Source organism: Brevibacillus parabrevis, assembly GCF_003710905.1.
GTDB lineage: Bacteria > Bacillota > Bacilli > Brevibacillales > Brevibacillaceae > Brevibacillus > Brevibacillus parabrevis.
Window position 1 is genome coordinate 68,264 of the sequence record NZ_RHHV01000011.1, and the last position, 21,404, is coordinate 89,667.

21 protein-coding genes are annotated in these 21,404 nt (G+C 54.0%); 13 read left to right on the forward strand and 8 right to left on the reverse strand.

Annotated elements, in window-relative coordinates:
* Nucleotides 1-7: 7 nt before the first annotated feature.
* Entirely contained in the window at nucleotides 8-1,237 is a 1,230-nt protein-coding gene (locus EDM60_RS15660; RefSeq protein WP_122964817.1) for an MDR family MFS transporter, read from the reverse strand.
* Between the two features lie 132 nt (nucleotides 1,238-1,369).
* Here EDM60_RS15660 and EDM60_RS15665 point away from each other — a divergent pair, with 132 nt between their 5' ends.
* From EDM60_RS15665 to EDM60_RS15695, 7 genes are all read left to right on the forward strand, one after another.
* Nucleotides 1,370-3,169: an SgrR family transcriptional regulator gene (locus EDM60_RS15665; protein WP_122964818.1), complete on the forward strand. Its 1,800-nt coding sequence runs from the start codon at nucleotides 1,370-1,372 to the stop codon at nucleotides 3,167-3,169.
* A gap of 191 nt (nucleotides 3,170-3,360) precedes the next feature.
* Nucleotides 3,361-3,786, forward strand: a complete 426-nt coding sequence (locus tag EDM60_RS15670; protein WP_063230096.1) for a TerB family tellurite resistance protein — start codon at nucleotides 3,361-3,363, stop codon at nucleotides 3,784-3,786.
* Between the two features lie 151 nt (nucleotides 3,787-3,937).
* Nucleotides 3,938-4,750, forward strand: coding sequence for a 5'/3'-nucleotidase SurE (surE, locus tag EDM60_RS15675; protein ID WP_122964819.1), 813 nt, complete (start codon nucleotides 3,938-3,940; stop codon nucleotides 4,748-4,750).
* Nucleotides 4,743-5,783, forward strand: a complete 1,041-nt coding sequence (locus EDM60_RS15680) for a hypothetical protein (protein ID WP_122964820.1) — start codon at nucleotides 4,743-4,745, stop codon at nucleotides 5,781-5,783. The genes surE and EDM60_RS15680 overlap by 8 nt, the downstream gene beginning before the upstream one ends.
* Before the next feature lie 148 nt (nucleotides 5,784-5,931).
* The gene (locus tag EDM60_RS15685; RefSeq protein ID WP_063230099.1) at nucleotides 5,932-6,414 is read left to right on the forward strand and encodes a hypothetical protein; all 483 of its coding nucleotides are present in this window, start codon (nucleotides 5,932-5,934) and stop codon (nucleotides 6,412-6,414) included.
* A gap of 92 nt (nucleotides 6,415-6,506) precedes the next feature.
* A complete protein-coding gene (gene thpR / locus EDM60_RS15690; protein WP_122964843.1) occupies nucleotides 6,507-7,103 on the forward strand; it encodes an RNA 2',3'-cyclic phosphodiesterase in 597 nt (198 codons plus the stop codon).
* A 49-nt stretch (nucleotides 7,104-7,152) separates the two neighbouring features.
* Nucleotides 7,153-7,821 carry a hypothetical protein gene (locus tag EDM60_RS15695; RefSeq protein ID WP_122964821.1) on the forward strand — a complete coding sequence of 223 codons (669 nt, stop codon included), beginning with the start codon at nucleotides 7,153-7,155 and terminating at the stop codon, nucleotides 7,819-7,821.
* Between the two features lie 92 nt (nucleotides 7,822-7,913).
* On the opposite strand, the gene EDM60_RS15700 is transcribed toward EDM60_RS15695, so the two are convergent.
* From EDM60_RS15700 to EDM60_RS15710, 3 genes are all read right to left on the reverse strand, one after another.
* A complete protein-coding gene (locus EDM60_RS15700) occupies nucleotides 7,914-8,792 on the reverse strand; it encodes a M23 family metallopeptidase (protein ID WP_122964822.1) in 879 nt (292 codons plus the stop codon).
* Nucleotides 8,793-8,949: 157 nt separating this feature from the next.
* The gene (locus tag EDM60_RS15705; protein WP_122964823.1) at nucleotides 8,950-9,426 is read right to left on the reverse strand and encodes a chemotaxis protein CheW; all 477 of its coding nucleotides are present in this window, start codon (nucleotides 9,424-9,426) and stop codon (nucleotides 8,950-8,952) included.
* A 219-nt stretch (nucleotides 9,427-9,645) separates the two neighbouring features.
* Entirely contained in the window at nucleotides 9,646-10,167 is a 522-nt protein-coding gene (locus EDM60_RS15710) for an ADP-heptose synthase (RefSeq protein WP_122964824.1), read from the reverse strand.
* A 112-nt stretch (nucleotides 10,168-10,279) separates the two neighbouring features.
* Here EDM60_RS15710 and EDM60_RS15715 point away from each other — a divergent pair, with 112 nt between their 5' ends.
* Together EDM60_RS15715 and trpB are read left to right on the forward strand one after the other, a co-directional pair.
* Nucleotides 10,280-10,945, forward strand: coding sequence for a TerC family protein (locus EDM60_RS15715; RefSeq protein WP_122964825.1), 666 nt, complete (start codon nucleotides 10,280-10,282; stop codon nucleotides 10,943-10,945).
* A gap of 160 nt (nucleotides 10,946-11,105) precedes the next feature.
* Nucleotides 11,106-12,272 carry a tryptophan synthase subunit beta gene (gene trpB / locus EDM60_RS15720; RefSeq protein ID WP_122964826.1) on the forward strand — a complete coding sequence of 389 codons (1,167 nt, stop codon included), beginning with the start codon at nucleotides 11,106-11,108 and terminating at the stop codon, nucleotides 12,270-12,272.
* A gap of 67 nt (nucleotides 12,273-12,339) precedes the next feature.
* On the opposite strand, the gene EDM60_RS15725 is transcribed toward trpB, so the two are convergent.
* Both EDM60_RS15725 and EDM60_RS15730 read right to left on the reverse strand, forming a co-directional pair.
* Nucleotides 12,340-13,428: an HD-GYP domain-containing protein gene (locus EDM60_RS15725; protein ID WP_122964827.1), complete on the reverse strand. Its 1,089-nt coding sequence runs from the start codon at nucleotides 13,426-13,428 to the stop codon at nucleotides 12,340-12,342.
* A gap of 142 nt (nucleotides 13,429-13,570) precedes the next feature.
* Nucleotides 13,571-14,188: a MerR family transcriptional regulator gene (locus EDM60_RS15730; protein WP_122964828.1), complete on the reverse strand. Its 618-nt coding sequence runs from the start codon at nucleotides 14,186-14,188 to the stop codon at nucleotides 13,571-13,573.
* 252 nt (nucleotides 14,189-14,440) lie between these two features.
* Here EDM60_RS15730 and EDM60_RS15735 point away from each other — a divergent pair, with 252 nt between their 5' ends.
* The 3 genes from EDM60_RS15735 (at nucleotide 14,441) to fabI (ending at nucleotide 16,285) form a co-directional block, all read left to right on the forward strand.
* On the forward strand, nucleotides 14,441-15,166 hold the full coding sequence (locus EDM60_RS15735) for a ZIP family metal transporter (protein WP_122964829.1): 726 nt from the start codon (nucleotides 14,441-14,443) through the stop codon (nucleotides 15,164-15,166).
* Between the two features lie 71 nt (nucleotides 15,167-15,237).
* Nucleotides 15,238-15,384, forward strand: a complete 147-nt coding sequence (locus EDM60_RS28675; protein WP_167470312.1) for a hypothetical protein — start codon at nucleotides 15,238-15,240, stop codon at nucleotides 15,382-15,384.
* Nucleotides 15,385-15,511: 127 nt separating this feature from the next.
* Nucleotides 15,512-16,285: an enoyl-ACP reductase FabI gene (gene fabI / locus EDM60_RS15740; RefSeq protein WP_063230109.1), complete on the forward strand. Its 774-nt coding sequence runs from the start codon at nucleotides 15,512-15,514 to the stop codon at nucleotides 16,283-16,285.
* 124 nt (nucleotides 16,286-16,409) lie between these two features.
* Here fabI and EDM60_RS15745 read toward each other — a convergent pair whose 3' ends face one another.
* Nucleotides 16,410-18,884 carry a UvrD-helicase domain-containing protein gene (locus EDM60_RS15745; protein WP_122964844.1) on the reverse strand — a complete coding sequence of 825 codons (2,475 nt, stop codon included), beginning with the start codon at nucleotides 18,882-18,884 and terminating at the stop codon, nucleotides 16,410-16,412.
* Between the two features lie 98 nt (nucleotides 18,885-18,982).
* Nucleotides 18,983-20,353, reverse strand: a complete 1,371-nt coding sequence (locus tag EDM60_RS15750; protein WP_122964830.1) for a hemolysin family protein — start codon at nucleotides 20,351-20,353, stop codon at nucleotides 18,983-18,985.
* A 244-nt stretch (nucleotides 20,354-20,597) separates the two neighbouring features.
* Between EDM60_RS15750 and EDM60_RS15755 the strand changes: the two genes are divergently transcribed.
* Nucleotides 20,598-21,371, forward strand: coding sequence for a YitT family protein (locus tag EDM60_RS15755; protein WP_122964831.1), 774 nt, complete (start codon nucleotides 20,598-20,600; stop codon nucleotides 21,369-21,371).
* The last annotated feature ends 33 nt before the right edge of the window (nucleotides 21,372-21,404 follow it).

Genomic DNA, 21,404 nt, shown 5'->3' on the forward strand with positions numbered 1-21,404 from the left:
CTTTTCATCAGCCTTCCTGCGCGAGCGGGAAGGTTTTTTCTTTGACGGTCAAATAGCGGTGCATGGCGAACGCTCCAATGACCAGGATGCCAGCGACGATCGTAAACAGCAGCGTACCGCCGTAGTGCAGCAAGACCAGACTGCCCAAATACGGGCCGCACATGCGGGAAATATCCCAGTGTGTTCCGGTGATGGCAAAATATCGGCCGCGCATCGAGGATGGCGCAATCCGCGTGACAAAAGCGAGCAGTTGGGTCAAGCCGACGCTTTCGCCGATGACGAGCAGCACTTGCATGGCGAGCAGAAGCGGCAAGGAATCGATGTAGGCATAACCGAGAGCGACGAGGAAGAAGCAGCCGTATGATGCAGTAATGAGCCAGCGAGCGGGCATGTGCTGTGTCCACTTGACGAGCAGAAATTCAAACAGGATGAGCAAAATCCCCTTCACAGCGATGAGCAAGGCGAGAGCTTGCAAATAGTCGGGCAGCGTATTTTTCATGTGCAGCTGCAAATTTGTTTCGGTTTGCGCATAGAACAGACTGATCGGCAGTGAAAGCGTCATGATCGCCAATGCCGGGCGGTATGCCTTCCATGCTCCTCTACTGAAGCGTGGCGCTTTCTCGTGAGCTGCTTCCGCCCATTCCGGCAACGGTGTTTGCGGGATTTTCCACAAGACCGCCGCCGCGTAAACGAAAAGCGAGATCGCGGTAAACAGAAAAGCCATCGCCGGATCGTACTTGTAGAGAATCACGCCAAGGAGTGGCCCGATTGCTGCCCCGATGCTTGAGGACGTATTCAACAGAGCAAAAGCACTTGCCATTTGCCCAGGCGGGATCGTATCGGCCAGATGGGCGCGGCTTGCCGGGATGAACAGGGAGCGGCCAGCGCCGTTGAGCACGTACAGGACGGCAAAAGCGGCGATAGAATCGGCAAAAGCCATCCCGAGCATGGCGAAGCCTTGAATCAGCAAGGCAACGAGCAGCATCGTTTTGCGCCGAATCCGGTCAGTCAATCCGCCCGCGAACAAGGTCAGCAAAATCTCGGAAAACGGCTGCAAGCCGATCACCAGCATGGTGAGTGTGACGGAGCCGCTGATGTTTTCGCTCAAGTACAGGACGAGAAAAGGCGCGATCATCGTGCTGGACAGGGAAGTGAGCGTTTCCCCGAACAGACGAACCCACAGCAAGGCAGGGTATTCCGCGATAAATTTGCGGAAGGAAGCGGGGAGCAGATGCATAGACGTGTGTCCTTTCTCCGGAGGTTCCGGCTTGGTGGTTGGTTCTTCGAATTGTAAGCTGGCGGACGACACAGAAAAAGCGTACGATTAGGAGAATCATTTTTTCATGTTTTTTATTGGCGGTGAAATGAGATGCAACTGGTTGAACAATATATTCGTTTATGTGCGCTGAGGCCAACCGATTCGGTCGGTCGTCCGCTGGAGATCACGCTGGCAGAAGTCGCGGCGATTTTGTGCTGTACGCTGCGCAATGCCACATTGACATTGAAAAAAATGCAAGCCCGCGGCTGGCTCGGCTGGCAGCCGGGACGAGGCAGGGGGAATCATTCCGTTCTGACCCTCCTTTTGGAACCGGCAGATTTGCTGCTGTCTGTAGCCAAGGAGCTTGCCCAAACAGGGGAAATTCGCGCGTCCCAGGAACTGATGCAGCAATACGGGGAGGCGTGGCCGACTTTTTCGCAAAATTTTTCACTCTGGATGAAAAGTCAGTTTGGAGCGCGGGTGACGCGGGAAAAGGGTAGTAATAGCCGAGTCGATACATTGCGCTTGCTGCTCGATCGCCCGTTTGAAGCACTGGACCCGATTCATGTTTTGCTGCGTTCGCAAACGCATTTGGTCAAGCATCTGTTCGATACGCTTGTCCGGTTTGATCCGCTCACGAAGCGAATAGAGCCGCAGTTGGCCTTTCATTGGGAGACGGACGAGAGCGGAAAGCACTGGACGTTTTACTTGCGAAAAGGCGTGCTGTTTCACCATGGCCGCCTGCTGACTGCTGACGACGTCCGTTTTTCCTTGCTGCGCCTGATGGAGCAATCGTTCAAGCATCGCTGGCTGGCTCGTTCTATCGAGTCGGTAAACGTCTGTGATGACTATGTCGTGACGATTGAGTTGAAAGAGCGGGATGAGCTGTTCTTGCAAGCGTTGAGCAAAGAACAACTGTCGATTGTCCCGCGTGACTACACCGAGCAGATGGGAGAGCAGTTCTCGCGGTTGCCGGTAGGGACAGGGCCGTTTCGCGTTGTGCGCCACGACGATTCCATGCTTGTCCTTGAGGCGTTCGCGCCGTATTTTGCCGGGCGGCCGTTTTTGGACAAAATTGAAATCTGGTGCGTCCCTGGCATGGGGCAAGCGGACTGGGCAGATGAGAGCGTGCTGACTGTGGCGAAAGCGAGTTCGCTCCAGGAAGCGGAGGCAGAGCTTGCGTGGAACGAAGTCGCCCGTCAGGAGAAATGCTTTCAGTACGTCAGTTTGAATGCAGCCAAAAAAGGCCCTTTGGCGGACGCTTCCTTTCGCAGCTTGCTTGCGGAGCTTTTGGCTGGCCCTGCGCTCAGGGAGGAGTTGCAAGGCGGCAGGGAGCAGGCGGAAGTATGGGGAGGATATCGGCAGACGGCAGGCTCCACTCCAGACGATCCAGCGGAAATCGCCCGCCTGGTAGATGCAAGAGGCTACGGCAAAGAGACGCTCAGCCTGTACACTTATCCAGACGCGGATCACATCGAGGATGCCGAATGGATTCGGGACAAGGCCAAAGCGTACGGCATTCCGATCGAGATTCAGTACGCCACTCCGGAAGAACTGGCTTTACCTGCCTTGCTGCAACACGCTGATCTCGTCGTCGACAGCGCCAATGTGGACGAGCGAACGGAGCTGTCGCTCGTCGAGTTTTTGCTGGCAGAAGCTTTGAGCATCACGCACCATCTGACTGCACACGGCAAAGCGGAGCTGGAACGGCTGATTCGCAGCTTGGGGCAAACTACGCTGACAGAGGAGCGTCAGACGATTGTGCGCACGATGATGGAAAAGCTGATGGCTGATCATATTTTTGTGCCCCTGTACGCCAATCGCGTCGAGATGAAAGCACACCCTCGTCTGTCGGGAATCAGCCTGGACGCGTACGGCTGGATCGATTTTCGGACGGTCTTTGGGCGATAATCGCATTCTCTGCCTTTGTTCATATAGGGAATGGCCGACTTCGCCCGCAAATGTGGCGAAATCGCGCCTACCAGCCAAAGAGAAGCAAAAATTTGTCACACATTCATATGAAACCGCTTTCCTTTTTTATCGTATTATTAGATGTAGATATCATCGTTTGTTTATTACTTGTTCGGAGGAGGAACGACACGTTGTATACCAAAACGGAAAAAGACAAACATATTTTGTTTGCATCCTTGCGCTTGATGATTTGCGTCGGGCATGCCGACGGTTATATAGGTTCCCGGGAAGTTGACCGCATTCATGACATTGTCAATTCGGAACATTTTACGCTAAAAGAGCGGCAAATCCTCATGGACGACATCGATTACCCGAAACGTCCCGAGGTGATCGTAGAAGACATGGTCGACCTGAGCCAGAGCGAGAAGCTCGTCATGATGCGCAAGCTGTACCATATGGCGCTGATTGACCGGAAGCTGTCGCCGCTGGAGACGAAGGAAATCGCGCGCATCGCTTGCCTGATCGGCATTTCCCAGGAGAAGCAGGCGCAAGTGGAAGAATGGATTCGCGAAGGGATCGCCTGGCGCGATCGCTGGAAAGAGATCGTCGGCGACTAATTACGACCCCAATCGCATTGGGGTCTTTTTTATTGTCCAGATGTGTCGCAAGTTGCGGGCGGGAAGCTTGGCTTGGCAAAGCTTTCTAAAGTACAATAAAAGGAAGTGTGAAGCAAATGCGACTAGGCGCCACGATGAAGGAGGAGATCTTATGTTGCGAATTTTAGTTACGAATGATGACGGCATCGAGGCATTGGGCATCAAGCGGCTGGTGGAAGCGCTGCTCGTACTGGACCAGGCAGAAATCTTTGTGGTGGCTCCCGATGAGGAAAAAAGCGGCGTTGGCCACGGGGTGACCTATCGCACGCCACTGGCAACGGAAAAACGCGACTTTTACGGTCTTCCCGTCAAAGCGTGGGCGGTGAACGGCAATCCCGCCGACTGCGTGAAAGCCGCCTATCATTTGCTGTTTGCGGCAGAAGAAAAGCCCGATATCGTGTTCTCGGGAATCAACGTAGGGACGAATTTGGGGCGCGACATATATTACTCCGGCACATGCAGCGGGGCCAGAGAAGCGGTTATTTTGGGAGTTCCCGGCGTTGCCCTGTCCTATGACAACTGGTACGACCAGGAAAATTACGGCGACGTCGTACAGATGATCGCGCCGCTCGTGAAAGATTTTGCGGAGCGAGCCGGAAAAGGCGAATTGGCGCCAGAAGTTTTCTGGAATATCAACATTCCGCACGTCCCGCTTGCGCAAGTCAAAGGGATTGTTCCGGCGACGCTTTCGCTGCATCATTATGAGGACAAGTACAGCGAAGCAGCAGAAGGATATTTTTTGATGCGGGAGTACCCGCAGGTGATGCCGATTGCAGAGCCGTATGACTACGACCTGGTGAAGCATGATTACATCGCCGTCACGCCTGTCCATATCGATGCCACGGATCGTTCGCTGCTCAAGCAGATGGACGGCTGGCCGCTGATGCAGCCATGGGAAAAGCAGGGGGAGCAGCCAGATGAATGAGGAGTTCAATCCCGTGCTTGCCCCGGACCCGGCTCTGCGCTCTCCCGTCAAGGAGACGCAGGGCGAGGTTCTCGATAAGCACGATTTTTTCGACTTGTACCAGCTCGCCAGCGAAGCGGGGCTGCCCTATTTTGCCCGCATGAACGGAACAGGAGAGGTCGAGCTGTACCTGGTGTTTGAATCGGTGGACGCTTTTGTCGAGCAGACGCGGGATGCTGTCTCTGTTGAGTTCAAGACGTATCAAGGCAAGCTTTTGGGCGTGATCTGGACGCTGTCTGATCCGCTCCAGCCGCTCGGCTTTCCGCTCACTTTTGACATCCAATTGGCGGAGCAGAGGGGAATGGCGTTGCGAATGCTGGAACAGCCTTGTACGCTCCTGCACTATTTGGCTTACGGGGAAGGCGAGCTGACGCATATTTACTCCGAGTCCATCTTTTTTTCCGCAGGAGAGGTCGAGCGCACCCGGGAAATGATTCGTTCCCTTTTTGAGGGGAAAGTCGAGACGATCCCGCAGGAAGCGCAGGTGCGCGAGGAAGAAATGCGAAGCATCGCGGCACTGTCTTTTCCCGACACGGTTTTCACGGAAGAAGGGCTGGCTTTTGTCCTCGACTACAGACGGATGCAGGCCGTACATGGCGAAGAAGGCGCCCAGCATCTGCTGATGAGCACCGTTCGCCAGGCTGTCTGGGTGATGCGCAGACACGCGCGCAGCGAGGTGCGGGAGTCCGCGTTTACCGTATGGGTGGCGGAGCGCGGCGAACTGCTCGATCTGATTGTCACCCCAGGGCTTGGGCACTTGTTTGAGGTCATCCACATGGCAGAGGAGGACGCCAATCCGTTTTCCCGCTTCCTGTTGACGCTGCCGGAATATGTGGAGACAAAAGAAGTTTCTGCGCTCGGGTTGGGCGCGTATCCGCTTTTGCGCTATGAAAATGGCGTACTCTATCATTTGGAGCTGGACGAAAATGTACAGGCGCACCTGCAAACCCTGTTCGTGAAAGCGTTTCCGGGCATGCCTGTCCCGTATCAGTAAATGTTGCAACATTGTGAAATAGCATTTTCATAGGAATCTTTTGCCCTTCGATGAAATAAGGGTAAATAAGTCATTTTTCAACAAAGGATACGACAAGGGGAAGTACGAAGTAATAAAGCAGATAATCCGTTGGGGAGAGGTGACGACGATGTACGCTGTAGAGCCCGATTTGTTCCAGGCTGTTTCCGATTGCGCTCACCGTTTTCAAGGGGAGATCGAACAATTGGCAAAGCGTCATGCACTAACGATTGAGGGAGGTCTGCCTGCGCTTGAATTGCAGGTGCAGCCCCAATGCCAGGCTTTGCTGGAGTACAACTTGTGGGGGGAAGCGGGACTCGTCGCGATCCACGGCAAACTAAACTTGCGGGGCGGAGTAAAAAAAGACTCATTTTCCATCATGATGAAATTCTCGCTGTCTCATGATCCGGAACTGGACATCGAGGGCAAAAAACTGCGGATTGAGGAAATTTTGTACGGCGAAGCTGACCTGTTCTGGAACATACCTCCGGCGGGGCATGTCGGGCACGTCGAGCTGACACTTCGCTTCACCTATCAACCTGGCTCTGGACGACTGGGCGAATATGTGCGCAGCGTTTTGGGCATCGTAACCGGAAAGATGATGGCTGCCTAAAGCGGCGTAGATGGTAAAATGGCTCTCCGTCACAGGAGGGCTATTTTTCGTTGAGGCAAGAAGGCAGCCAAAAGGAGGACGAAAAGACGTCTATGCGTTTGTTCGTGGCATTGGATATTCCAGAAGAGGCGGTTCAATATATTTCCGCTGTCCAAGAACGGCTCAAGCCGGAAGTGATGGCAGACAGATGGCAGCCGCTGCACAATCTGCACCTGACTCTGCATTTTCTCGGAGAGGTGGACGAGCGGCTTGTCCCGGCTGTTTGCGAGGACATGGACATCGTCAGCGCGATTATCGAGCCGTTCACCTTGCGCATCGGCGGCTTTGGCGCATTCCCGCACGCCCAGCATCCCCGCGTCTTGTGGCTCGGGCTGCGCGGGCAAACGAATCCGCTGAAGCAGTTGCATCTCTTGCTCGCCAGACGTTTTGAGCTGCATGAGGGCGTGGCGTATGACCGCAAGCGCTATCGGCCGCACATCACGCTTGCCCGCGGGCCGCAGGCAGGAAGCGAGGGACTGCCGCTCATGGACTGGAACGAGCGGTTTTTGGCTCCCGATTCGCCGCGCTGGAAAGTACGGCATGTCCATCTGTACCGTTCGGAGCTTTTGCCAGAAGGAGCCGTGCATACCGTGATTCATACGAGCACGTTTGATAAAGATCACAGCAAAAAACGAGCGGTACCTGAATAGACTAAGAAAAGGACCAGGGGAAAGCTTTCCAGAAAGCGGTGGAAAACGGATGGGTGAGTTCACGACCGGCATTCTTTATCCACGCAAATACGAACCGAAAGTGCTGATTGCCTTGTCCAAGTCTTCGCAACCGTACTTCCACAGAAACATCAATGGCGACTGGAACGCATTTTTCCTGCAGGATGAATGGATTGAAACCTCCTCGACGCTTGATTTTTTGCTTACACTGTCGAAGCAATTCGTGCCGCTGCTTTGGTTTCATGATGCAGAAGACAATGGCTGGGGGTTTCGTCTGTTCGATGCTGGCTTCGAGGTCTCTTCGGCGACGATCAGCTATTCACTGGATGTGGAGATGGCAGAGGCGGAGTTCGGCAGACTTTATCCGGAGATTGACCTGCAGGAAAGAATTACAGACAGCGAGGACGTTCGGCAAAAGTATGAAGACATACTGGACCGGGTTGTGCGTTCGGAGTTGTATCGGCGAGAGGTAGGGAAGGGAATTACCCGCATCAAACCGCAATCCTTCAACCGGATCGCGGGCCCCAAACAGGTGCAGCAACTGCGTTCGCTGTTCGACTTGCAACTGCTGACAGACGTAGACGATGAGACCGGGGCTTCACTATTGTACGACTCAGTCGATCTGTTCAAAGAGATTTTAGGGATTGAGGAAATGGTATGGGTCAATTATGCGTACTTGGCAAGCGGAGGCAGGGAGTAACGACAGAAAAGGACGGGGGCAAATGGCTCTCCCGTCCTGTTTTTGTTTGAGCGGTTGGTTGAGCGATGCTAGGGGCGAAGGAGCGGGGCGGTTCAGCCGCCGACGAACATGCCCTGGATGATCGGTTCCTTTTCCGAAAAGCGAATCGGGATGGAAATCGCCGCGTACAAGTTCACGGCATTCGACACTTGAAAATGCAAGTGAGGCTCGCTGGAGTTGCCAGAGTTGCCGCAACGTCCGATGATTTCTCCTGCCGACACGATGTCACCGGGCTTGACCGTGATGGAATGCTGCTTCAGATGGGCGAGCAGGCTGAACTCGCCCTGCCCGTGAGCGATCTCGACGAAGTTTCCCGCAGGCTGTTCCTCGTTCATCACGCCGACTGGCGCGTTGTCCGGCACATCGCTTGCGACCTTGACCACTTTTCCGACGCACGGAGCCACGATGGGCTGATCAAAAGCGTAATAGCTCTCGTTGACAGCAGGATCGCCGTGACAGGAGCGCCCTTCTTTCATGATCAAAAAGTCGTAGGCGTAACGCTGGTTGTCGTAGGCGTAGTGATAGTTGATCAGTTCGTTTTTCCCGCCCCAAAAAGTGAACCACGTTCCCTGAAAAGGCAGGCGGTACAGATGGCGGCTGCAAGCCTGGTCTGTGTCTGGATGGGACGTCAGGTGGGAAAGGCGCAGCCCGTGAATGATCCCGTCTGCATCGATGGCGGCAGACAAGCCCTTTTGTCCGTCGCAAGCCGTCCAGACGAAGCGCGTCATCGCATTCAGCGGCACGACAGACAGTGGCTGTTCCTCGTAGCATTCCAGATCGCGATGAAAATCGGCAGCGAAGGAAATAAATTCTTCCCTGCTAACCTCGTCCCGAAAAGCGCTGCTGCACATGTCATACAGCGCCGAGTATTGTCCGCTGCTCAAAGCAAGCGGGATGGCACGAGCCAGCGGGAAAAGCGGGTGAGCAAGCATCGAAAATCACGCTCCGTATGCAAAAAATCTCAACAGCTAGTACGAACCAGGTCGCGTTCAAGTTTCCTGGCGTGACATCCTCGGCAAAAAGGAACAGAGTCAGCAAAAAACCAGTACCAACAACGTGTACTGGTTTCCTTCAGCCATAAATGTCTGCTTATTTTTTCCACTGACCAAAAATTTCATCGATATCCAGCAGCATGATCAGCTTGTCATCCAGACGGGCAATGCCTTGCAAATACTTGCCCTCGACACCCGCTACGATAGGGGGAGCCGGTTCGATCAGGTGCTGCGGAATGTTCATGACTTCGGATACCGCATCGACGATGATCCCGATGTTCAGCCCTTCCAGCTGCAAGTCGACAAAGCGGGTGTCGTCTGTTTGTTCCAGCGGCTCCAGGCCAAACATTTTGCGCAGGTTGACGATCGGCAAAATCCGTCCGCGCAAGTCAATGACGCCTTCTACATACTCAGGCGATTTGGGGAAACGGGTGATCGGCAATGGCTTGATGATTTCGCGCACCAGCGCGATGGACAGCCCGTAATACTCACTTCCCATTTTAAACAAGATCGATTGGGCTGTTGCAGCTTCCCCCTCCCAATCTGTGCCGCTGTTTCGCTTTGTCAGTTCCATCTATACAATTCCTCCCCGGACCACTTTCCTATGTCTTTACCCATATTGTACCATGGACAAACCTGTTGGGCGGCATTTTTTCCATCTTCGTGCCCGGTTTGCCAAGCGAGCAATTTTTCGGGCGAGAAACAGCCATAATAGAAAACGAACAGACCAACAAGCGAAAAGGCTCGTCAGTCTGTTCGTCTGTTTTTTGGCGCAAACATGCACACGGGCGCATTACGGCTCGCGCAAGTCGTTGAGCGAAATGCCTTGCTCCAGGGCGAAATCAAAATCATCCACATCGTAAAATTGAACAGGCACGATATATTCCAAAATCCGATCCTGAAAATCGGGCTGGTCTGTGAGCAGCGGGACTTCAAAGCGTACGGACGTCAGCAAAAGCTGCGTCTCGACAGGATCAAATATTTCTCCCCACATGGCATTGTCCTCTACCTTGATGACGGTCAGCGTAACGCCGTTCGGAAAGGCAAAAGGAACTTTCGACCAAGGGGCAATCAGTCCTTTTTCCAGTCGTTTGCGATTGAATGGATCGGCAAAAAACTGGCTCATTTCCTGCATGATCCGGCGCACATACTGATCGTCACCGGAGTAGGGCATGATTGGCTCAGGACTCTGGATAAATTCGTCCAATTCATAGATTGTCGACGCGGGTATCAGATATTCTACCGGTTGCGATGGGACCATCAACTCCCCGTAGATAGCCAACATAATCGCTTCAATAACGAATTGTTTCGACATTTCGACAACCCTCCTCGTTACCATCATACTGAAATCGCGGAGTGACAACAAGCCCGGACAAGCTGTTCATGACAGTAGCAGAACCGAGTAAACCGAAACGGAGGAACTATCCTTGGTTGATCCTGACTTCTTTTCTTCGCTCTTGCTGATTATCACCATCAACATCGTCCTCAGCGGAGACAACGCAGTCGTCATCGCGATTGCTTGCCGCAGGCTGCCTGCCGAGCAGCAGAAAAAGGCGATCGTTTGGGGAACGACGTTGGCTGTTATCGTGCGGGTGATTGCGACGATTCTCGCTGTGTACCTGTTGAAAATTCCTTATTTGTATTTGATTGGCGGGACGATATTATTGTGGATCAGCTACAATTTGTTGCGCGAGGGAGACGATCAGGACGACATTGATGCCAGCGAGGATCTGGTTTCTGCCGTGAAAACAATCGTAGTTGCGGATATCATGATGGGGCTGGACAACGTGCTTGCGATCGCGGGCGCAGCCCAGGGAAACATTTTGCTGATTGTCATCGGATTGCTCATCAGCGTCCCTCTGATGGTCTTTGGCAGCCAGCTGATCCTTCGCGTGATGGAGCGGTTTGCTTGGCTCGTCTACTTCGGCTCGGGTGTGCTCGCACTCGCCGCGGCCAATATGATTTTGACGGAGGAAACGGTTCGGGCCTGGGTCGATCCGTATCCGGGGCTGGCTTTTTTGGTCAAAGCGGTGTTGGTTTTGGCGGTATTGCTGTTAGGGTACAGGCAGCGGTCAAAAGGAAAAGCGAGTTGACAAGCGGGAGGAATGAAGCGGGAAGCAGCGCGTTTGTGCTCCCCGTTTTTTGTGAAAAGGAAGTTTCAGAATAAACTTTACATTCATTGACAAATCCGCTTTCTATCTTATATGATTGAAAAAATTAGAAGAGTCTAGTTTTAGCTGAGGAGAGATGAGCATGTCATTGACAGGACAGACGAAAAAAGGATACTTTGGCGAATTTGGCGGAAGCTTTGTGCCGCCGCAGCTTCAGGAAGTGCTGGATTATTTGGCGGAGCAGTTTGAAAAGTACAAGGACGATCCCGAATTTAACGAAGAGTTCAAGTATTACCTGAAAGAATACGTGGGGCGGGAAAATCCGCTGACCTACGCCCGCCAGCTGACAGAAAAGCTGGGCGGCGCGAAAATCTACTTGAAACGCGAAGATTTGAACCATACAGGTGCACATAAAATCAACAACGTCATCGGGCAAATCCTGTTGGCAAAGCGCATGGGCGCGCATCGCATTATCGCGGAGACTGGCGCGGGGCAGCACGGTGTAGCTACCGCCACAGCTTGCGCGATGTTCGGCATGGAATGCATCATTTACATGGGTGCAGAGGACATGAAGCGCCAGTCCCTGAACGTGTTTCGGATGGAGCTTTTGGGGGCAAAAGTCATCGGGGTGTCCAAAGGACAAGGCCGTTTGAAGGACGCCGTCGATGAAGCGCTGAACGACCTCGTGGAAAACTACGAAAATACGTTTTACTTGTTGGGCTCCGCTGTAGGGCCGCATCCATTCCCGACGATGGTCAAGCACTTCCAGGCGATCATCAGCGAGGAATCCAAGCGCCAAATTTTGGAGAAGGAAGGGCGCCTGCCTGATGCCGTGATCGCTGCGGTAGGTGGCGGAAGCAACGCAATCGGTGCGTTCGCGCATTACATCGACGAGCCTTCCGTGCGCTTGATCGGCGTCGAGCCTGATCAGGCACCGACTTTGAACGAAGGGGTTCCGGCAGTGCTGCACGGGTTCAAATGTCTGGTGCTGCTCGATGAACAAGGGGAACCGAAGAAGACGTACTCGATTGCAGCCGGTCTGGATTACCCGGGAATCGGCCCGGAGCACAGTCAGCTCAAAACGAGCGGACGAGCCGAATACTACACAGTGACGAACGAAGAGGTGCTGGCAGCTTTTCAGGAGCTGTCCAAGGCGGAAGGCATCATCCCAGCGCTGGAGAGCGCCCATGCAATTGCCCATGCCCTCAAGCTCGCCCCGACGCTTTCGCGGGAGCAGATTTTGATCGTCAATCTCTCGGGTCGAGGCGACAAAGACGTCGAGCAAGTGTTCCGTCTGTTGAACGAATAGTTGCCCATATAAAAGAAAAGAGCAGCCTTCTTCCAGCGAAGAGGCTGCTTTCTTTATAACAACGTATCTATAGCGTTTTGACGATGGTCACGCTCATCCAGTCTTTGTCGTACAGGTTGATCTCAAAAGGAGAAGCGACCTCTGAGCCGTCCTCGTTGGTCAGGATGCGAATGATCGGCCGATTGACCGCGAGCGGATTGACCCGCGAGACGACCCCTGTATGCCCGGAACTGAGCAAGACGGTAGAGGAGATCGGAAAAATCGCGACATGCTGCAAGAACAATTTGAGCAGGTCGAGGTCAAAATACGTGTTCCCCGAAGCAAACAAATACTCGGTCGCATCGCTCGGCGAGTAGCTTTTGCGAAAAGGACGCGGGGAGATCAGCGCATCGTACACATCCGCGATCGCGACAATCCGCGCGTATTCGTGGATGTTTTTTTCACAGAGCTGACGGGGGTAGCCTGTTCCGTTGTAGCGCTCGTGGTGTTGCAGCGCACAGTGCGCGGATACGACAGAAATATTGTGCTGGCTGCGCAAAATGTTGAAGCCGTCTTCCGTGTGGTATTGCAGGCGCTGCCGTTCTTCGACGGTCAGTTCCTTGCGCAAGCTCCACAGTTCCTTTGGCACCTGCGTCATTCCGATGTCGAACAGCAGAGCGCCAATCCCCAGCTCCATCATTTGCTGCTGGTTGTAGCCTTTGGCCAGACCGACGACTCCTGCGAGCACAGCAACGTTGACGGCGTGGTGAAAAAAATAGCCGTCCATGACATGAAGATTGGACAAATTGACCAAAACGTCTTTGCGGCTGCTCAAGTCCTGCATAATTTCCCGGAACACCTTTTGAAAGGTGCCCCCAAAATCAGGAAGGGATGTGCGGCGCTTGATCTGCGGCTGATCCATCAGCGTCGTCATTGTTTTGTAGACGGTATCGACGGCTTCTTTGCGCGTCTCGTCGCGGATCGTGTCTTCGGGTATGATGTCTTCGGTGCGCTTGTCCTGAATGTAGAGCGTATCAATCCCCAATTGTTTGAGACGTTCAATGTAGCGTTCAGTCAGTTGTACACCCAGACCTAAGAGGACGTTTCCGTTTTCCTGAAAAATGCTTTTGGCAATGATATCTCCCGGCTTTACTGAAGTAATATGCAATTTTCTCACAACGAAAGCCCCAGTCCTTTGTCGATAGAATGTAAATAGTCCTGATTTTCAGTCACATCGTATAGTCTAATTCTATCATATGGAAAGACCGGGACACTACCGCTTCCTGTCACTTCGCCAAATTGTCGTTTTTTTCCACTTGTTACTGCTCGGCGGCGCGGTCGGAGCGGGTAAACCAGCGGAACGGATTCAACGACCAGCGCGGCTCGTGACGGGCGTAGCGCTCCTTGCGACGAGTCAGGCGCTGCTGCATCAAATCCATTTCAAATGTGACGCGGCGCATCTCCAGGCGCAATGATTCCTGCATTTCCTCGATATCCGCGATCTTTTGCAAAATGGTCGATTGCATGCTGTTCAAAGACGACAGCTGCGTCAGTTCCTGCTGAAACTTCACCAGCGTCTCGTGGACGGCAAGCTCCATTTCCCGCATGCCGGACTCCACCTGGGTGCCCGCACTGAAAGCTACAGCCGTTTCTTCCGCGCTGGCGCACTCCTCGACTGCCAGCATTTCTTCCGACAAACGGCCTTCATCTATGAGCTGTCGCTGAATTTCTTTCAGGGAGCTGTTTCCGCTATCCTTGCGCTCTTTTACTTCTCGCAGCAGGGCGAAGCCTGCTTCACTGATCAAATAGTGACCCTGCGGATTTTTCAGACGTTCCTTGACAGGTACGAACAAGTCCAGCCAGTTGCGCAGCGTACGAACGTGCACGTCAAGGCGATCAGCTACCTCTTTCGAAGCCATCCAAACTTGTACATCCATCCCGAATCACTCCTTTTTCCCCTGGGTATTCCCGGTGGACTCATTATAGCACCATTTTTTTCCGGGTAAGAGAGAATCGACAAAGGTTCTAAAAAGTAGTGGCATTTCGTCTGATTTGGACAGACCGTTGTTTTTTGTCACAGAGTCGCGAGCAGGACGAAATGGCTGCTTCCACTCATAATGGCCCGGACAGGCGCGTACATATGGAGGGAATACACGTCCCATACTCATGCGGGATGAGGAGAGGACTGGATGATGCAACCTGTCTTTTGGGTAGTTTTGCTTGCGGCCGCGCTGGCAAGCTGCGTGGGCGGGCTGTTGCTTTGTCTGCGCGTCTGGTCGCAAAAGGCATTGTTCGCCATGATCAGCGCCGGAGCGGGCCTGCTTTTGGCGATTACGTTTCTGGACTTGATGCCGCACGTGCTCCAGGGCGCGAATATGCGGATGATGCCGTTTGTGCTCGTCGGTTTTGCGGCGATGTTTGCCCTGGAATTGCTCGGGAAAGCCGGAGGAGAAATCGGTTCGACAAGCATCATCGGTGTCGTAGGCGGATTTTTGCTGCACGCCTTTGTCGAAGGTGTGTCGCTTGTGGCAAGCTTGACGGTGGATTCGGAGGTAGGCATGTCCGTCCTTTTGGCTATGCTGCTGCACAAAATACCGGACGGGGTCACGGTCGCTTCCCTGATGCTCGCGGCTACAAACTCGCGGAAAAAAGCGCTCTGGGCCGCGACCTCCCTGGGGATTGCCACGATTGTCGGAGCTTGCAGCTTCGGAGTTGCCGAGCGTATTTTTCCGCCGAACTGGTCGGATGTGATGCTTGCGATGACCACGGGAATTTTCCTGTACGTGTCGGCCAGTCATCTGGTGCCATACATTGTGCAGGCGAGGCGGGCGGAATACGGTGTCTACTTTTTTGGTTCCGTCCTGGTCTATATCGTGTTGTCTGCTTGCTTGCACGCGAATCATCTTCATGCATAAACCAGGGCGCTCCTTGCCAGCCTAATGAACAGAATGGCATGACAGATTGACGCAAAGGAGCCTTGGTGAGCATGAATGAACAAAATCGTAATCAAGTCGACGAAACCGCGCAGGCGGCGAGCGAGTTCCCGGTCATGGGAACTTCCCTGAATCCTTTTGACGAAGCGTGGGGGACGTTCGTTCCCACCCCGAGCGAGTCTTCGGCGGCGACCGAGTAGCCTGCCTAAGCCGATGAAGCCGATGTCGAAACGAAGCGTTTCCTGCTCTTTTCACGCGCCCCTCTCGTAACGAAGGACAAGATCGGTTATAATGGCGGGGAATAGCTTGGGAAGGGGCGAATACATAATGAATACACTGTTGCAAGGCAAAAATATCGTAATCATGGGTGTAGCGAACCACCGCAGCATCGCTTGGGGCATTGCCCAATCTTTGCACAACGCGGGAGCGAACCTGATTTTCACCTATCAGGGAGATCGTCTGCGCGAAAACGTAGCAGAGCTGTCTGCCAAATTGGGCAAGGAATCTTTGCTGGTGAACTGCGACGTGACCAAGGACGAAGAAGTGGAAGCAGCATTCGCGACGATCCGGGAAAAAGTGGGCGTCATTCACGGCTTGGCACACTGCATCGCGTTTGCCAAAACAGAGGAGCTGGAAGGCGAATTCGTCAACACTTCCCGTGACGGATACGCATTGGCACAGGATATCAGCGCGTTCTCGCTGGTAGCGGTAGCGCGTGCTGCTCGTCCGCTGATGACAGAAGGCGGAAGCATCGTGACCATGACTTACCTGGGTGGCGAGCGCGTGGTGCAAAACTACAACGTCATGGGCGTGGCAAAAGCGGCGCTGGACGCATCTGTACGCTACCTCGCGAACGACCTCGGCAAAGAGAACATCCGCGTGAACGCGATTTCCGCTGGCCCGATCCGAACGCTGGCGGCAAAAGGCATCCGCAATTTCAATGCGGTCCTGAAAGAAATCGAAGAAAAAGCTCCGCTGCGTCGCACGATTGACCAGACAGAGGTAGGCGACACGGCCCTCTTCTTGTTCAGCAATCTCTCCCGCGGCATCACCGGCGAAATTTTGCACGTAGACGCTGGCTACAGCATCATCGGCGGCTAAACGAATAACAGGCTCCCTCCGCTCGCATACTATACAAAAATGCGACGAAGGGAGCCTTTTTATGTTTCCGTTGATTACAAACATGGAAGAATTTTTGATTTACATGGGCGGCGGCTTTCAGTATTTACCTGCCCATTTCGGAGACGAAGCGGGAGGGGCGGGTCTTCCGGCCGAAGCGCTCCCGGGGGATACCGATACACAAACTGCGCCGGGCACGGGTAATCGCAACGTATAGGAGACGGCGTTCTTCTTCGATGGCGGTCGTCTGCCCTTTGCGCAGTTCATCCAGCGTGTACTCGTGAGGGAGAGCGCCTTCCACCAGGTCTGGCAGGAAGACATGGTCGTACTCCAGCCCTTTTGCCCGATGAATGCTTAATACGTGAACAGCTTCGCCCGGGAGTGGCCGCATATTGCGCCACTCTTTTTCTTGTCGCGTCATCTGCTCGATGTAAGCCAAAAAGTCGCCGATCGTGGCGTGCCGCTTGGCGGCGGCGAGAATTTGTTGCAGCTCGTCGCTCCAGCGTTCCCGGCCATCTTCCCGGTCACGGGCCCGCTTTTTCAAGTAGTCGCGCAGCTTTCCGTCTTCGTAAATCAGCTCCAGCGCCTGGGCAGGAGGGCAATCCTTGCACGCGGCGAGAATGTCGTTGATCACTTGCATATGCTTGCGCTGGTACGGTTTGAGCTGTGTCAGGTGCGGGAGGATATGCAAAACGGGCTTGTCCTCCAAAATGGATTGGCTGCGCACGGCATTCCATGTCTCGCCGGAAATGTACAGCGTCGGCAAGATTTCCCTGAGCGCATCCGTGTCGTCCGGATTGAGCGCCAGCCGCAAGTAGTGCAAAGTCCAGCGAACCGTCTGACGCTGGTAAAACGACTCTTCCTCCTGGGTGTAGTGAAACGGGATGCCCGCCTCGCTCAACCGCTCCAAAAGCGGGCGCGTCGACTCGTTTGTCCGGTAGAGGATGGCGCATTCGCCTAAAGCCGTTCCTTGCTCGCGCCGATGGATGATTTCATCCACGATCCGGGATGCCTGCTCTTCTTCGTCGTCCGGTTCAAACAAAAACGTGTCGCCTTCCTCGCGGTGGAACGAACGGCACGCCTTGTCCCAGCGGGCGCGATTGTGGCCGATGAGCGAATAGCCGAGACTGACGATGGAAGAGTGAGAGCGGTAGTTCACTTCCAGTGTAATCGTAGAGGCTTGGGGAAAATCTTTGGTGAAGCCCAATATGTACTGGGGATCACTGCCGCGAAAGCCGTAGATCGACTGATCGTCATCGCCAATGACGCACAGGTTGTTTTGCGGTGCGCACAGCAGCTTGACCGTCTCGTACTGGATGCGGTTAATATCTTGAAACTCGTCGATCATGACGTGGGTAATCCGCTCCTGGTAGCGCTGCAGCAAGTTTTGATTGTCGCGCAAAAGCTCGTAGCAGCCGAGCAGCATGTCGTCGAAATCAAACCATTGGTGCTTTTTCTTCGCTTCCTCGTAGAGCGGATACAGCTGTGCCGCCCGCTTTTCCGCATCGGTCGCCAGTTCACGGTAGGCAACCTCACGCGGGAGGATGTATTCGTTTTTCCAGCGGCTGACGATGCCGAGCGCTTCGGTGATGTCAGTTTCTTTTAAGGCAGCCAGCTCGTCGTGTCCGAGCAGCGACCCGGTTTCGCGCAGGAGCCGCCACTTTTGCCAGTCTTTTTTCAAAAGCCGCTGCTGATCCCAATTGTTCGGCTGATGGTGCAAGAGCATGCGGTAAAAAATACTGTGAAACGTTCCGGCAATCAGCTCGCGGGCCTGACCGGACGGAAGCTGTCTGGCAATGCGCAGACGGATTTCTTCCGCGGCTTTCGTGGTAAAGGTCACGACCATGATCCGGTTTGGCTCCACACCGAGATCTTTGATCAGGTGGGCGGTGCGCGCTGTCATCACGCGGGTCTTGCCGCTGCCGGCTCCGGCGAGAATCAAAAGCGGCCCATCTGTCGCATGCACAGCCTGCTGCTGCGTAGGGTGGAGCGGTTGGTCAAGCTGTTGCTCCGCCAAGTGCGCGATCGTCTTTTTCGGCATGAAGCGCTTGCGAAAGACCGGGGGCTGTGGCGGAGGCGGAGCTGGTGTGACGCTGCTGCCAATCGTCCGTTTTTTCGGGAGGCGAAAGGAACCGATCGTTGTGGTGTCGGTTTCCGTTTCCGTGCGATCGTCTTCGCCGGATGCTTTTTCCGTCGCGCGGCCGAGCGAATCGTCAGCTGGTGCACCAGTTGCAGAGCTTGTACCATCTGCATCTGCTGGCGTATGCTCTACAACTGCGTCAGTGCTGGCGACAGCAGCGGTGCCAGTGACGATAGGGTGGAGCGTCGCCGCTGCCGTCTCGTCCAACGCTTGCAGCCACTCAAAAGTGGCAGGACTGTTTTGCGGCAAAAGCGGACAGTCCGTTTCCAGTGAATGCGCGAAATAAGGCTCAAAGCTGATGCCCGCAACCAGGCGCAACGGGGAGCCGCAGGCCGGACAGCGAACCTTGTCCTGTCGGGCTGCCATGCGCCAAAACGGTATGCGGTTGTAAGTGTCAGGCTGCAACAGGATGGGTTTGTTGTCTAGTAACGCATAGTTCATGTAGGCACCTCGAAAAAACAGCTTCTTTGTCAACGGTCTGACTGTGGAAACAAGAAGTGCCCCCTGGCTTGAAGGGGACACTTGCCAAATGTTGTTCGCTATGACTGGGCGTGCAGCAAAATCGTGTCCTCCGGAAGTGCGGCCGATTCTTCCTCATCCAGATGGGTGATCGCCACGCGTGTGATCCGGTGATTTTCCAACTCGCTAATTGTAAACAGGTAGCCTTCGTACATGACGGCTTTGCCTGATGCCACTTCTTCGTTCAGTTGGCTGTAGAGCCAGCCGGCAATCGTATCGACCTCATCGGAGACGATCTCGATCGTCAGAAAATCGTTCAACTCGCTCAAGAGTGTTTTTCCAGAAACCGAGAGGGCATTGCTCGCACTTTCTTCAATTTCAGGCCGTTCATTTTCGTCAAATTCATCCTGAATGTCGCCGACAATTTCCTCCAGGATGTCTTCCATGGTCAAAATCCCTGCTGTGCCGCCATACTCGTCGATGACGATCGCGATTTGCGAGCGGCGCTTTTGCATGAGCCGCAGCACGTGGCTGATTTCCATGGACTCTGGCACCGTAAGCAGGGGACGAAGGAAATCGTTTAACTCGGCTTTCCCGGTTGTCAGCGCCGACAGGAAAAAGTCGGAAGTGTGCACGAAGCCAATCAGCCTGTCTTTGTCTTCATGGGCGACAGGGAAGCGTGAGTGGCGGGATTCCCGGATGATTTGCAAATTTTCGTCAAACGTGTTGTCATCGTACAAACAAATCATGTCGATGCGCGGGATCATAATTTCCCGGGCAAGTCGTTCGGAAAAATCAAAGACGTTGTCCACCAGGGCCATTTCCGTTTGGTCGATGTGGCCGCTCTTATGGCTCTGATTGACCAGCAAGCGAATTTCTTCCTCCGTGTGGGCCGGGTCGCTCTCCGTAGCAGGCTCGATGCCCAAGCGGCGGATGAACAGGTTGGCCGCTCCGTTCAAAAACCAGATGAGCGGGTAGCTGAGCTTGTAGAAAAACATGAGCGGAGCAGCAGTCCACAGCGAAGTCGCTTCCGCTTTTTGAATCGCGAGCGATTTGGGAGCAAGCTCTCCGAAAACGATGTGCAAAAACGTAATGATAGCAAACGCGATGGCAAGAGAAACAGGGCCTACCATATACGGCGGGAATTGAAAGTATGCCATCATGGGTTCGACGTAATGGGCGATTGCAGGCTCACCAACCCAGCCTAATCCAAGCGATGCCAGCGTGATGCCGAGCTGGCAGGCAGACAAATAGGCGTCGAGCTCCCGGGTGACCTTTTGCGCGTAGTGGGCACGCTTGTTGTTGCCCTCACTGACGAGCTGGGCCAAACGAGTTTGGCGAACTTTAACCAGCGAGAATTCTGCTGCGACGAAGAAGCCGTTCAAAAGGACCAAAAACACCACGAGCAGCAGATTCAGCGTAATCTCCCCTATCGGACTCTCCAAGCGCACCTCCAGCCTTCCGCGGTGCGAAAGGTGGAGAATTCACCTCCGTTACGCTAATTGTATTTTAAATGTACGAACCAAAAGGAATAAACATTCGTAACTTCCTTGTTACAGGTAAGTATACCAATAGGTCAACCGAAGAGTCAAAACGTTCCGATTTGCCCGGGCGCATTTTGCACATTGTCCGGACATACGGGAATCCCTCGATTCATACACATAAACGAGCAGTTGTCCGAGGGAGGGGAGGCGTGTGTACTGGCTGCAAAAAAGCGTGGCGATCGTCATGGGGAGTGTCCTGGTTGCCATTGGCGTCAATCTGTTTTTGGTGCCGCACCGCCTCATGGACGGAGGGATGATCGGGATCGGGCTGTTGGCGACGTATTACATGCAGTGGCCGCCCGGGATAATCATGATTGTCGTCAGTATTCCGGTGTATGTCATCGTGTTTTTTTACGATCGTCGGCTGTTTTTGCACAGTTTTCACGGGATGCTGATCTCAGCCTTTTTGATCGATGTCCTGTCCGATTTGCGCGATTTCAACAGTTGGTCTACGGCGACTTCGTCTGTAACGGGGGGCTTGCTGATCGGCATGGGAGTAGGCTTGATGCTCGCCTTCGAAACGAATACCGGAGGAACGGATCTGGTAGCGCAATTTTTGGCCCGGCGCTTTCGTCTGCCTGTGGCTTTGCTGATCCTGGTGATTGACGGTCTGATCGTGGCCTGCTCGCTGCATACGATCGGGCTTGTGCGCACCGCCTTTTCGCTGCTGACAATCGTCGCCGTCGCAGCTACGACACACATGTTCAGTGGGATCGGGCGTCCGCATCCGCCTTATACCATCGTTGGCCCGCTGCACACTTTGCGCGCAGAGCGGAGCAAAGAACGGTTGCGAGCCTTTCCTGTCTTGCCGGTTTTTTACAGGAAAAGACAACAGCTCGCATCTGTACGCGCAAAACAAACCGGAAGAACCAGGGCAGGGGAAGCAAAGTTTTTGGAGAAAATAAATAGGAAAAGGATGAAATGAGGGGCGAACATTGTGTCTACACATACACCGCAA